General features: G+C 71.1%; 11 protein-coding genes. 7 read left to right on the forward strand and 4 right to left on the reverse strand.

Annotation, left to right across the window (positions count from 1 at the left end; translation table 11 throughout):
- The first annotated feature begins 477 nt into the window (after window positions 1-477).
- Entirely contained in the window at window positions 478-1,404 is a 927-nt protein-coding gene (locus IH09_RS35505; protein WP_052861878.1) for a D-alanyl-D-alanine carboxypeptidase family protein, read from the forward strand.
- Window positions 1,405-1,679: 275 nt separating this feature from the next.
- Here the strand turns inward: IH09_RS35505 and IH09_RS35510 are convergent, their stop codons facing one another.
- Together IH09_RS35510 and IH09_RS35515 are read right to left on the reverse strand one after the other, a co-directional pair.
- Window positions 1,680-3,698, reverse strand: coding sequence for an alkyl sulfatase dimerization domain-containing protein (locus IH09_RS35510; protein WP_052861879.1), 2,019 nt, complete (start codon window positions 3,696-3,698; stop codon window positions 1,680-1,682).
- A gap of 144 nt (window positions 3,699-3,842) precedes the next feature.
- Entirely contained in the window at window positions 3,843-4,985 is a 1,143-nt protein-coding gene (locus IH09_RS35515) for an NADH-quinone oxidoreductase subunit D (protein ID WP_052861880.1), read from the reverse strand.
- A 229-nt stretch (window positions 4,986-5,214) separates the two neighbouring features.
- Here IH09_RS35515 and IH09_RS35520 point away from each other — a divergent pair, with 229 nt between their 5' ends.
- Entirely contained in the window at window positions 5,215-5,658 is a 444-nt protein-coding gene (locus IH09_RS35520; RefSeq protein ID WP_381714117.1) for a PH domain-containing protein, read from the forward strand.
- 179 nt (window positions 5,659-5,837) lie between these two features.
- Entirely contained in the window at window positions 5,838-7,052 is a 1,215-nt protein-coding gene (locus IH09_RS35525) for a PH domain-containing protein (protein WP_318279663.1), read from the forward strand.
- Window positions 7,053-7,098: 46 nt separating this feature from the next.
- On the opposite strand, the gene IH09_RS35530 is transcribed toward IH09_RS35525, so the two are convergent.
- Window positions 7,099-8,115 (reverse strand): SAM-dependent methyltransferase, encoded by a 1,017-nt coding sequence (locus IH09_RS35530; RefSeq protein WP_110952811.1) that lies wholly within the window; start codon window positions 8,113-8,115, stop codon window positions 7,099-7,101.
- 334 nt (window positions 8,116-8,449) lie between these two features.
- Between IH09_RS35530 and IH09_RS35535 the strand changes: the two genes are divergently transcribed.
- The 3 genes from IH09_RS35535 (at window position 8,450) to IH09_RS35545 (ending at window position 11,507) form a co-directional block, all read left to right on the forward strand.
- Window positions 8,450-9,652 (forward strand): sensor histidine kinase, encoded by a 1,203-nt coding sequence (locus IH09_RS35535; RefSeq protein WP_052861887.1) that lies wholly within the window; start codon window positions 8,450-8,452, stop codon window positions 9,650-9,652.
- 255 nt (window positions 9,653-9,907) lie between these two features.
- The gene (locus IH09_RS35540; protein ID WP_052861883.1) at window positions 9,908-10,594 is read left to right on the forward strand and encodes a response regulator; all 687 of its coding nucleotides are present in this window, start codon (window positions 9,908-9,910) and stop codon (window positions 10,592-10,594) included.
- Window positions 10,595-10,787: 193 nt separating this feature from the next.
- Window positions 10,788-11,507, forward strand: coding sequence for a glycoside hydrolase family 75 protein (locus tag IH09_RS35545; protein WP_094793873.1), 720 nt, complete (start codon window positions 10,788-10,790; stop codon window positions 11,505-11,507).
- Between the two features lie 284 nt (window positions 11,508-11,791).
- Here the strand turns inward: IH09_RS35545 and IH09_RS35550 are convergent, their stop codons facing one another.
- A complete protein-coding gene (locus IH09_RS35550) occupies window positions 11,792-12,898 on the reverse strand; it encodes a DUF5937 family protein (RefSeq protein WP_052861884.1) in 1,107 nt (368 codons plus the stop codon).
- A 100-nt stretch (window positions 12,899-12,998) separates the two neighbouring features.
- Here IH09_RS35550 and IH09_RS35555 point away from each other — a divergent pair, with 100 nt between their 5' ends.
- Window positions 12,999-13,289, forward strand: a complete 291-nt coding sequence (locus tag IH09_RS35555; RefSeq protein ID WP_052861885.1) for a hypothetical protein — start codon at window positions 12,999-13,001, stop codon at window positions 13,287-13,289.
- Window positions 13,290-13,291 lie beyond the last annotated feature (2 nt).

Consider the following 13,291-nt stretch of genomic DNA (forward strand, 5'->3'; position numbering starts at 1 on the left):
GCCATGCTCCGCGACGGAACCTTCTACGAACCCCGAACCCCCGAAGCAGCCACCACATGACCAACTCGGGCTTGACGAAAAACATAGAGGCACCCCCCGAAGGCCGTACCCGCCCCGATCACCCACAGCCAACCCCGTGCAGATTCCGCACCGTCCCGAAATCAACCGGACGGCAACCCGGAAGCAACCTGACGCGGCCCGAAACGCCATTGATCTTGCGTTTCCTGTTCGGGTGCCTTGAGTGGCAGTATTCGCTCGCTTCACCACATTGCGCGAGGAAATACCCGGCAATCTCCGGCAATCATCATCAATCTCAAGCGATGCCAAGCAAACCCAAGTGATCCCAAGCGATGTCGATCAATCCAGTGGCATGCCATGTCGTGTCATGCAGTGTCGTGCTATGCGCCGACATGGCAAACCCTGACAAGCCATGACAAGCCAAGCTAAGCCACGTGACATCGACGGAATGGAGCGTCAATGAAGCTTTGTGGGGGTAACACGGTCCGGCGTTGGGGAGTTGCGCTGACCGCGTCCACGGCGGCGATCGCAATTGCCCTGCCCGCGTCCACGGCCGAGGCCGCGAGCGGGCCCTCGGGGGTCAAGGCGCTGGGCGCCTACCTGCTGGACAGCGGGGCGAACCGCCAGCTGTGGGGCAAGGCCGCCGACACCAAGCGGGAGATGGCCAGCACCACCAAGGTCATGACGGCGGTCGTGGTCCTGGACACCCGCGGTGTCGATCTGAACAAGCGGGTCACCGTCAAGAAGTCCTACCGCGACTACGTCGCCCGTAATGGCGCCAGCACCGCCGACCTGCGTGCCGGCGACCAGTTGACGGTCCGCCAGCTGCTGTACGCGCTGATGCTGCCGTCCGGCTGCGACGCCGCGTACGCGCTAGCCGACACCTTCGGCAGCGGCAACACGGAGGCCAAGCGCACCAAGTCGTTCATCGACAAGATGAACGCCCGCGCCAAGGCGCTCGGGCTGCGCAACACCAAGTACGACTCGTTCGACGGCATCTCCACGCACGGCGGCAACTACACGACACCCCGCGATCTGGCCCAACTCGCCCGCCACGCCCTGGGCAACGGCTCGTTCGCCACCGTCGTGAAGGCGACCGGCACCAAGCAGAAGGCCGCCAACGTCAACCGGACGTACACCTGGTACAACACCAACAAGCTGCTGGGCTCCTACCAGGGCGCCATCGGCGTCAAGACCGGTACCGGGACCAAGGCCGGTGCCTGCCTGGTGTTCGCGGCCAAGCGGGGCAACCGGATCGTCGTCGGCACCATCCTCAACGACAACACCAACCGCTACCCGGACGCGACGAAGATGCTCGACTACGCGTTCCACACGCATACGGAGGTGAAGCTCCGCAAGCTTCCCGAGGGCGTGCAGAACGACTGACCTGCCGGACTGCCCGTCGGCCGGCTGACTGGCCGGCCTATGACCGCGGTACCGGTTTCTCCGTTCCGGGAGAACTCCCCGTTCCGGCCTTCGGGTTCCGGGTTCTCGGATGCCGGATATCGGATACCGACTGTCCCCATCTTGTCCACAGGCTGTGGATGAAGCGGGCCCCGGCGCCAGGAACGTACCTGGCACCGGGGCCCGACGCGCGTCACCGCGCCATGACAACGAGGGTTGCCGCGTCACGGCATCACGGGTTGCGCCGTCTCACCCCATCACGGCGTCACGATGGCGAAGTTGGTGTCGGGCTTGGTCAGATAGCCGAACACCGTTGAGGGGGCGGTCGGGTCGTCGCCGGTGACGGAGACCGCGTCCGCGGCGACCGCCGCCTCGAATGCCTCCTTGAAGCCGCCCTTGGCCACCGCCGCCGCGATGAGCACCTTGTCCAGCGCATCCCGGGTCAGCGTGATCGTCGCCTGCGGCTTGGCAACCAGTAGGTCCTTGCCCGGTACGTGGATCAGGGCGCCGTTGCGCAGCGTCGTCGTCACACCCTGCTGCTGCGGCGAGGTCACATGCCACTGCAAGGAGATCGGCGCGGACTGTTCCTCGCCCGCCCGCGGACCGTCGATGGTCTGCGCCAGTGTGTCGAAGACCTGGGACAGGCTGAGGCTCTGGACGAGGTCGAGACCGGCCTGGGTCGGGGTGCCGCCGGGCCCGTCGACGACCTCCTTGGCGCCGGTGAGGAAGAAGTTCCGCCAGGTGCCGTTCTCGGCGCCGTAACCGAGCTGCATCAGCGCCTGTGCCTGGAGGTCCTTGGCCCGGCCGGTGTACTCATCGGTGACGCCGGGGGCGAAGACGGCGTGATTGGTCAGTTCGACCACCCAGCGGTAGTCGCCGCTGTCGTACGCCTCCTGGGCCTTGGCCAGCAGGGGCTCCACGCCGCCGATGGCGTCGACGTAGCGGCGGCCGGCCTCGACGGGCGGGTAGTTCCACAGGTGCGCCGGATTGCCGTCGAACCAGCCGATGTAGCGCTGGTAGACCGCCTTGACGTCGTGGCTGACCGAGCCGTAGTAGCCGCGGTTGTACCAGTGGTTCTTGAGGGAGGCGGGGAGTTCGAAATCCTCGGCGGCCTCGATGCCGGTCGAACCGGTGTTGATCAGGCGCAGCGTCTGGTCGTTGAGGTACGCGTACAGATCCCGCTGGCTGCTGATGAATTCGATGATCTGGTCTTTGCCGAAGGTGGGCCAGTGGTGGGAGGCGAACTCCACCTCGGTGTGCTCGGCGAAGGTCTGGAGGGCTTCGGTGAGGTAGGTGGACCAGGCGTGCGGGTCGCGGACCTGGGCGCCGCGCAGGGTGAGGAGGTTGTGCAGGGTGTGGGTGGCGTTCTCCGCCATGCACAGGGCCTGCTTCTCCGGCAGATAGATGTTCATCTCCGCCGGGGCCTCGGTGCCGGGCGTGAGCTGGAAGATCAGCCGTACGCCGTCCACGACCAGCCGGGTGAGGCCGGGGCGCCAGGGGATCCGGTCCGCGGCCTGCCACTGGTCGCGGGGGGTGGCGGTGGCGGTGGTGATGCTCTGGTTCGGCGGGATGAGGGTCACCTCGCCGGTGGAGACCGTCAGGCCGAGACCCGAACCGACCTGCCCGGTGGGGCCCTTGTCCAGCGCGGCCGCGTACATGTACGCGGAGCGGCGGGCCATCGCGGGCCCGGCGTAGATGTTCTCGCTGACGGCGTGTTCGAGGAAGCCGTCGGGGGCGATGAAGGGGATGTCCGGGACGGCGTCGCCCTCCTCCCCGAACAGGCCGCGCACGCCGCCGAAGTGGTCGACGTGGCTGTGCGTGTAGATGACGCCGGTGACCGGGCTCTGGTCCTCGGTCGCGTCCCGGTAGAGCTTCAGCGCGGCGTTCGCCGTCTCGCGGCTGGCGAGCGGGTCGATGACGACGAGGCCGGCCAGGCCCTTGATGATCGTCATGTTGGAGAGGTCGTAGCCGCGGACCTGGTAAATGCCGTCGGTCACGTGGAACAGCCCGGCGATGGAGGTGAGCCGGCCCTGCCGCCAGAGGCTGGGGTTGACCGTGGGAGGCGCGTCCTCGGCGTCGCTGAGGAACTCGTACTCGGTGAAACTCCACACCACCCGCTCCGGGTTGCTCCGTGAGGGGATGGCGGGCTGGTCCGGCACGGCCACCAGCCCGCGATTCGCATCGCCGAAATCGGTGCTGTCGTCGAACGGCAGGGCGTCCTTCGCCGCGCGGTTCTTCTCGGTGATGAACGACGACGGTTCGATGGGCTCGGTCACGTAATCGCCTCCTCTGGGCACCGGGCACGGCGGTGCCGTGTCCAAGTGCGTGCGGTGAGGGGGAAGTTACGTAGCGGAGCCGGAGGGCTGCAAGGGGTTGAATTAAGCCAGTGGGGTCAGTGCGTCGCTGCTCCTTGCGTCGCGTTACTTGTCGATGTCGCCGACGACGAAGAACAGCGAGCCGAGGATGGCGACCATGTCGGAGACCAGGGTGCCCGGCAGCAGCTCCGTCAGCGCCTGGATGTTGTTGTACGACGCGGAGCGGAGTTTGAGGCGGTAGGGGGTCTTCTCGCCCTTGGAGACGAGGTAGTAGCCGTTGATGCCGAGGGGGTTCTCGGTCCAGGCGTAGGTCGTGCCCTCCGGGGCCTTCAGGACCTTGGGGAGGCGCTGGTTGACCGGGCCGGGCGGCAGCTGCGCGAGCCGGTCCAGACAGGCGTCGGCGAGATCGAGGGAGTTGTGGCTCTGGTCGAGCAGGCACTCGAAGCGGGCCAGGCAGTCGCCCTCCTCGCGGATGACGACCCGGAGAGTGTCCTGAAGTTCGCCGTACGCCAGATACGGCTCGTCGCGGCGCAGGTCGAAGTCGACACCGGAGGCGCGGGCGATCGGCCCGGAGACGCCGTACGCGTGCACCGCCTCGCGCGAGAGCACACCGACGCCGCGGGTCCGGCCGCGGAAGATCTCGTTGCCCAGGACCAGGTTGTCGAAGACGTCCATCCGGGAGCGGACCGCGGCGACGGCGTCCCGGGTCCGGCCGAGCCAGCCGGCCGGGAGGTCCTCCTTGAGGCCGCCGACACGGTTGAACATGTAGTGCATCCGGCCGCCGGAAACCTCCTCCATGACGTTCTGGAGCTCTTCGCGCTCGCGGAAGGCGTGGAAGACGGGCGTGATGCCGCCGAGCTCCAGGGGGTACGAGCCGAGGAACATCAGGTGGTTGAGGACGCGGTTCAGCTCGGCGAGGAGCGTACGGGTCCAGACGGCCCGTTCGGGGACCTCCATGCCCAGCATCCGTTCGACACCGAGCACCACGCCCAGCTCGTTGGAGAACGCCGACAGCCAGTCGTGGCGGTTGGCGAGCATGATGATCTGGCGGTAGTCGCGCGCCTCGAAGAGCTTCTCGGCACCGCGGTGCATATAGCCGACCACCGGCTCGGCGTGCTGGATGCGCTCGCCGTCCAGGACCAGACGCAGCCGCAGCACGCCGTGCGTGGAGGGATGCTGCGGGCCGATGTTGAGCACCATGTCGGTGCTCTCCGCCGCGCCGCCGATGCCGACCGTCGTCTCCGTCATGGGGACAGTCTCGCAGTTCACCGGTCATGCCTAGGGTGGCGGGAGGCAAGCCGGAAGGAATGACGTGGGGATGGGCGCAGGGGTGGATACGGGGAGAGAGAAGGACGGGCCGGCCGGGGCGGCGAGACCGGGGACGGGCTCCGGCCCGTCGGGTCCGGCACCGGGTTCAACGGAGGGTCCGGCACCGGTCCCGGAAGCGGACCAGGTGGCCGTCGGGGAGTGGCGCGGGGTGCCGCGAGAGCTGTTGCGGATGCGGCGGCTGATCCTGGCGTTGACGCTGGTGCCGATCGCGGTGGCCGGCGGGGCGGTGGCCGGATGGCTGGTGGGCCCGCCGTTCGCGGCGGTCGCACTGCTGCCGCTGCTGCTCCTGCTGTGGATCCGGCACATCCTGGCGCGCAACTGGCGGTCCTGGAAGTACGCCGAGCGGGACGACGACCTGCTGATCAGCCGGGGCGTGCTGTGGCGCCGGCTGACGGTCGTGCCGTACGGCCGGATGCAGCTGGTGGAGGTCACCTCGGGGCCGCTGGAGCGGCGCTACGGACTGGCCGGTGTCCAGCTGCACACCGCGGCGGCGACCAGCGACGCGCGCATCCCGGGGCTCGCCCCCGACGAAGCCGCGCGGCTGCGGGACCGGCTGACCGAACTCGGCGAGGCACGATCGGCGGGGCTGTGACGGGGAGAACCGGCGTTCCGAAGGCAGAGCGGGCGGAGCCGGGGGACATAGGACCCACGGAGGCAACGGAGGCCCTGGACGAACCCGCCGCCGGGGCACCCGCCGTGCGCGAGCGCCGGCTGCACCCCGTCACGCCCCTGCGCCGGGCCTGGGCACCCATCGCCGGCGTGGTGTTTCTCGTGAAACAAGACTGGGCCCGTGACTGGGCACTCGGCCTGGATCCCCGCTGGCTGGCGGCCGGCATCGTGCTGCTGGTACTCGTCGCCGGCGCATACGGCTACCAGTCCTGGCGCCGCACGTACTACGCCCTCACCGACACCGAACTGCGCATCCGCAGCGGCCTGCTCTTCCGCCGCTCCGTACACATCCGCCTCGACCGCCTCCAGGCCGTCGAGATCGCCGAACCGCTGCTCGCCCGGCTGGCGGGCGTCGCCAAGCTCACCCTCGACGTCCTGGGCACCGAGGCCAAGGACGAGCTCGCCTTCCTCAGCAAGCGGGGCGCCCGCGAGCTGCGTGCCGAACTCCTCGCACGCGCCGCCGGGTTCGCGCCCGAGGACGCGGCGGAGGTCGGCGAGGCCCCGACGCGCGAACTGGCGCGGGTGCACCCGAAAACCCTCGCCGCGGCGGTGGCACTGAACGGCGCCGCCCTCTGTCTGCTGCTGGCCGGGCCGGTGTCCGTCGTCCTCGCCTGGCAGTTCCTGGACAGCCTGTGGACGGGCCTGGTGATGGCCATCTCCGCGTACGGTCTGCTCTGGGCGGTGACCGGCGGGCGCTATCTGAGCGAGTACGACTGGACGGTCGGCGCCTCCCCCGACGGGCTCCGGCTGGATCACGGGCTGCTCGACCGGCAGCACGAGACCGTGCCGCCGGGCCGCATCCAGGCCGTACGGATCATCCGGCCGCTGCTGTGGCGGCTGAAGGGCTGGGTGCGGATCGAGATGGATGTCGCGGGGACGCACAACGGCGTGCTGCTGCCGGTCGCGGACCTGGCCACCGCGCAGCGGGTCATCGCGCAGGTCCTGCCGCGGACCGACATCGAGGCCGTCCGGGCGGCGCTGCGCCCGGCCCCGCGGCGGGCCTGGCTCTGCCTGCCGGTGCGGTGGCGCGGCCTCGGCCACACGGCCGACGACACGGTCTTCGCCGCCGCCAAGGGCCTGCTCACCCGCACGCTCTCACTGGTGCCGCACGCCAAGGTGCAGAGCGTACGGCTGCGCCAGGGGCCCTGGCAGCGCCGGCTGGGGCTTGCCGACGTCGCGGTCGACACGGGCGCGAGAACGGTGGTGACCGCCCGCCTGCGCCCGGCGGACCAGGCCCGCTCCCTCGTCACCGACCAGGCCGAACGCTCCCGCACCGGACGCCGGGAGGCGGCCCCGGAACAGTGGATGCGGGCGTGACAAGTACGGGGGACAGGTGCGGGTGCGCCCTCCCGCACCTCCTCCGCTACGCCGTGAGCAGCCCCGTACACGCCTCGCCCACCGGCTCCAGGAGCCAGCCGAAGCCGCCCAGGCCCGCCGGATCGGTCAGCTCCGCCGCCGCGCCGGCCGCGCCGAGGGCCCGTACGTAGCCGATCGGGTCGGTGGTGGCGAGGGCGAGCGGCGGGCGGCGGCCGTCGACGCCGAGGGCGTGCAGCGCCTGGCGCTGGGTCAGCCGCTCGGCCGCCGGACCCGCGCACGCGTCCAGCGCGACATGCGCCGTGAGGTCGCAGCCGCCATCCGGTACGGGGCGCACCTCGCGGCCGTCGCGGAACCCGGTGAGCGTGCCGAACGGCGGCCGGTCCGCGCGGTCGTGCGCATAGTCGGCGGTCACGGCCAGCCCGGCGCGCAACGTGCGGACGGCCCGTGCCCAGGCCGCGTCCCGCGGCCGGCCGACCTCCGCGCGCAGCCCGGGGGAGGGGCGGGGACCGGCGCCCGGGGCCAGCACCGGCCACCAGCGGGCCAGCCACGCCGCGTCCGCGCCGTCCACCGGGCCGCCCAGCCGTTCCGTGCCGTCGGCGCGTACGAGGACCCGGCGCGGCACACCGTCCGCGTCCGCCTCGACGACCTCGACCGGCACGTTGTCCAGCCACTCGTTCGCGAACAGCAGGCCGGTGAGCGAGCCGGGAGCGGGCAGCTCGGCCCGCCACGCGATCAGCGGGTCGAGGCCCGGGGGGCGCGCCGCGCGCTCGACGGCGTACGGGCGCAGCCGGGTGCGGACCGCGGCGGGCAGCGCGCCGAGCACACCGGTCAGCAGCTCACCGCGGCCCGCGCCCACATCGATCAGCGCCAGCTCGGCCGGGTGGCCCAGAGCGGTGTCGACGCGGCGCAGCAGGGTGGCGACGGCGGTGGCGTAGTGGGCGGAGACGTGTACGGAGGTGCGGAAGTGACCGGCGGGGCCGGGCCCCCCGGGCCGGGTGTAGAAACCGTCCGGACCGTAGAGAGCATCCTCCGCCGCATCCCGCCAGCCGCGCCACTCGTTCATCACCCGCCCCACGGTACGGGCGGCGGCCGGGTGCCCGTAGCTCGGCCGGGCCCATGGGCACAAGAGCTGGTGGGCGCCCGGACAGGCGGGCTGACGGATTCCAGATCCGCGTCCGGACCGGCGCGGGGCAGCTTTACGCCCGGACCGGCACGGCCCGGCGCCCGGACCGGCACCGCCTCGCCCACCCGCCCGGACCTGCGACGGATCCGCGCAGGTCACCCCAGGGGCCGACGCAATGGTGCATACGGTCTCCACCTTGGGGAGTACGCCCGCCGCACAGGATCGCTCCTCCGGTTGACCCGCGCACCCACCCGCTTTGCCTACGCTGGGTTACGTGCAGCGCCTCTACGACTTCTTCCGCAGACATCCGACGGGAGTGGACACCTTCTGGGCCGTCCTCCTGTTCGGATTCAGTGGTCTGTGGATCGTGTCCGGCCTCCACGGCGCCGCGCAGCAACTCGTCGGCACGGCCGTCGGCATCGGGCTCTCCGCCGTCGTCGCGCTGCGCCGCAAGTGGCCCGAGTGGATGCTGCTGCTGACCATCGCCCTCGGCATCGTCCAACTGGCCTTCGACATCCAGGCCAACCTGGGCAATTTCGCGATCCTCGTGATCATCTACACGGTCGCCTCCGGCACCACCCGATGGGCCTCACGCCTGGCCCTCGCCGGCGCCCTGGTCGCCCCGACCCTCGCTATCTGGCGCTTCCACATAGCCCGCACCGAACAACCGGTCTGGGGGCTCGTGTTCTTCACGGTCCTGTTCACCGTGCCGTTCGTACTGGCCTGGGTGCTCGGCGACTCCGTCCGCACCCGCCGCGCCTACTGGGCGCAGCTGGAGGAGAAGGCCGCCCGGCTGGAGAAGGAGCGCGAGACCCAGTCCCGGATAGCGGTGGCGGCCGAGCGCGCCCGGATCGCCCGCGAACTGCACGACGTCGTGGCGCACAACGTCTCGGTGATGGTCGTCCAGGCGGACGGCGCCGCGTATGTCCTCGATGCCGCGCCCGACCAGGCCCGCCAGGCGCTGGAGGCGATCTCCGGCACGGGGCGCCAGGCACTGGCCGAGATGCGCCGGCTGCTGGGCGTGCTGCGCACCGGCGAGAAACCGGAGGGCGGCGAATACGTCCCGCAGCCGGGCGTCGAACAGCTCGCCGACCTCATCGACCAGGTGCGGGGTGCCGGGCTGCCGGTCGACTTCCGGGTGGTGGGCGAGCCGCGGTCACTGCCCAGCAGCGTCGAGCTGACCGCGTACCGCATCGTGCAGGAAGCGCTGACCAACACCCGTAAGCACGGCGGTCCGGACGTCGGCGCCACGGTCCGCCTCTGCTACAAGGACGCCGACCTGGATCTCCTCGTCGAGGACGACGGGCGGGGCGCGCAGCACGAACTGTACGAAGACGGCGGGGCGGACGGCCTCGGCCACGGCCTGATCGGGATGCGTGAACGGGTCGGGATGGTCGGCGGCAGCCTGGACGCGGGGCCGCGGCCGGGCGGCGGCTTCCGGATCAGCGCCGTACTCCCGCTCAAACCCGGGCGGTGAGGCCGGCCGCCCCGCCTCGCGTGCCTCGAAGGCGCCACTCGGCTCCCTACCGATCGGCCCGCCCCGCCTGTCCCGCCGGCCCCGGTCTCTCCCTCCGTACGCTGTTGCCCCACTCCCGCGCCCCTGCCCGAGCCACTTCCCCTTGACCCACACCCTTTCCCCACTCCCTTGCCCCAGCCCCTCGCCCGAACCGCTCCTGAGGCCACCGGTGAGTCCCGCTCCCGAGCCTCGCCCCCGAAGGGATCCCCCGCTGCCATGACCATCCGCGTGATGCTCGTCGACGATCAGGCGCTCTTGCGCACCGGCTTCCGGATGGTGCTGGCCGCGCAGCCCGATATGGAGGTCGTCGCGGAGGCGGGCGACGGGGTGCAGGCGCTGGAGGTGCTGCGCGGTACGCAGGTCGATGTGATCCTCATGGACGTCCGGATGCCGCATCTGGACGGTGTGGAGACCACCCGGCGGATCTGCGAGGGCGGTCAGAAGGAGGGGGCGCCGAAGGTGCTGATCCTGACCACCTTCGACCTGGACGAGTACGCCTTCTCCGCGCTCAAGGCCGGGGCCAGCGGCTTCATGCTCAAGGACGTGCCGCCCGCCGAACTGCTCGGCGCGATCCGCGCGGTGCGGAGCGGCGACGCGGTCGTGGCGCCGTCCACCACCCGGCGGCTGCTCGACCGCTTCACGCCGATGCTGCCCGCGGCCTCCGCCGAGTCGGAACGCCCCGAGCTGGGGCGGCTGACGGACCGTGAGCGGGAGGTGCTGCTGCTGGTCGCGCAGGGCCTGTCGAACGGTGAGATCGCGGCGCGGCTGGTGCTGTCCGAGGCCACCGTCAAAACCCATGTGGGCCGCATCCTCACCAAGCTGGGCCTACGGGACCGGGTCCAGGCCGTGGTCCTCGCGTACGAGACCGGGCTGGTGCGGGCCGGGGGCGCGGCGGGGGCGTAACGGGGGCTCGGCGGGGCCTTGGCGCGGGCGGCTCCGCACGCCTGAGTGCGCCGCACGTGGGGGAGTTGGGCACGTGCGGGATCGGTGAGGCGGCGATCGATGAGTGCATACCAGAGGGTTGACGCGAGCATGTAAACAGGGCCAGATTGGGCGCGCTTCGGTAAGGAAGCTTTCCTAACAGAAGGGTTCCCCTGTGCGTAGTAGAACTCTGGCCCTCGCCACCGCCTCCGGTGCCGCCCTGCTCGCCGCGGCCGCCCTCCCCGCCTCGGCCCAACAGCTCGCGCACGCCACCGCCCGGCCCGCCGCCAAGAGCGCCGGCGTCCAGGAAGGCACGGTCGGCGCCGCCGATCTCCTGGCCAAGGTCAAGGACTGCCAGCAGATATCCAACGGCAAATACCGGACGGACGAGGAGACCGCGGCCACCATCCCGGTCTGCGGCAAGAACGGCGCGGTCTTCTGGAAGGCCGATATGGACGTCGACTGCGACGGCCAGATCACCGCACAGTGCAACAAGAACACCGACCCCTGGTTCCAGGAGGGAACCGCCTTCGAGCAGTCCGACGGCGAGCCGCTGAACGCCGAGAAACTGCCGTACGTCGTCGTGCCCAGCATCAGCGGCATCTGGGACTACTCGAAGGCCGGCATCAAGGGCGGCGGCGTCGTCGCGATCATCTACAACAACAAGGTCGAGTACGCGGTCGTCGGCGACACCGGCCCCGACAAGATCATCGGCGAGGCGTCCTACGCCGCCGCCAAGGGCCTGGGCATCGACCCGGACCCGAAGACCGGCGGCGCCGACTCGGGCGTCACCTACATCCTGTTCAAGAACTCCAAGGCGTCCCCGATCGAAAGCCACTCCGACGCGGTCAGCCGCGGCGACGCCCTCGCGAAGAAGTTCCTCCAGGACAACTGAAGGCCGTCGGGGGCGAGCTGAAGAAGTGGCTCCTCCGGGGCGTGCTGAAGAAACAGTTCCTCCGGGGCGCTGCCGGGGAGGGGCGGGGAGGGCTCGGGAGGGGCGGATGGGGCGGACGGGGCCTCGGCCGTGCTGGGTCCCGTCCGTCCCGGAGCGCGTCCGCCCTGGATCCCGGCTGCCGTACGTCCCGTCGGCCCCGGAGCTCGTCAGCCGTATGTCCCGGCCGCCGCACGCCGTAACCGCCGCACGCCATAACCGTCGTGCGCACGCGGAGCGGCGCGCCCTCAGCGCAGTACGCCCTCAAGGAAGTCGCTGCCCAGCCGGGCCACCACCTGGAGGTCCAGCTGGTGCAGCACATAGCGGCCACGCCGCCGCGTCCGTATCAGCCCGGCCTTCTTCAGGACCGCGATATGCCGGGATACCTCGGGCGGCGTGATGCCGAACGTCGTCGCCAGCTCACCCGTCGTGTGCGCCCCGCGCGCCAGCGTCCGGCACAACTGCATCCGCATCGGATGACCCAGCGCCTCCAGCCGGTGCCGTACGAGCTCCAGCGCGGCCGGCGCCGGCAACTCCGGGCCGGCCACCGGGTACTGGAGCACCGGACGCCAGCCGGGGGCGTGGATGAACAGCAGATGCGGCCAGCCGAACGACGTCGGAATGAACGTGACGCCGGGGTCCGCGGCACTCGCGAACGCCGTCGTACGACCGCTGGCGAGCTTGTCGACCACGATGCGGACCCCGCCGCCGTCCTGCGCCTCCTCCAGGGAGAGCGCGGCCGAGGTCGCCGCCAGCGTCTCGGCCAGACCCTTGTGACGCAGCAGATCGGTCTTGTGCCGGGCATCCGCGGCCAGCTGGATACCCACCCGCCGCCAGACGTCCCCGAAGAACGCGTCCTCGCAGTCCTCGAACAGCCGCCGCAGCCACACCCGCAGCCCGTCCGGATCGGTGAGCATCCGGTCCGTGAAGGCCGCCTGCCGGGGGCCGCGGGCGGCGGCCATCTCCCGCACCCGCGCCCGCTCGTCCGGGTCGACCAGCGGCGACGGCGTGGGGAGCCCGTACCGCCCCGTGCACGTGATCTCGAACGCGGCGGCCACGAACCGCTCGTCGTCGATCGCGTCCATCGCGTCCAGTTCCTCGGCCAGCGTCGCCCCGGGGCGGGCCGGCAGCAGAATGTCCGAGCGCGAGGACCGCCACAGGAAGTCCGCCTCGCTGAGCCGGTCGGCAAGGTCGGTTTTCAGCCCCGCGGCGGTCGAGGTGACCCAGCCGTGCAGCCCCGGATGGTGCCCCGGCTCGGAGAGCGCGTGCAGCGCCGCGCCCAGCTCCGCCAAGGGGGACGGGGCGAAGGTGACGCGCTCCGGCGGCAGCCCGGTGATGTCGATGACATTGGCCATACGCCCATCATGCGGGAGGCCACGACCTGCACGATCGTCGATTGACGGCTCCCGTCAATCGACGCGCCACGGGCCGTGCGGCCGCCCCACAGTGAGGGGCATGGACGCAACTCAGCAGCACATGCTCGACGCCTACCGCGCCGCCCAGACAGGCGCCGGCGCCCCGCCACTGCCCGCCGCCGGCACCGTCCGCACCGCCCGCGAGATCCAGCAGTGGCATCGCTTTCAAGCCGTGGTCACCGACCCCGCCGACCGCCTCCCGGGCCGCGCCCGACGGGCGGCACGGGCGGTCGCCGCTTTTCTGGCCGGGTATCTGGGGCCCCGCCGCCCCCTCCCCCCGCCCACCCCCACCCCCGCCGCGCCCCCTCCCACCCCCACCACAGATCACTGACA

This window comes from Streptomyces celluloflavus (assembly GCA_000720995.1).
In the GTDB taxonomy this organism is placed as follows: Bacteria; Actinomycetota; Actinomycetes; order Streptomycetales; family Streptomycetaceae; genus Streptomyces; species Streptomyces celluloflavus.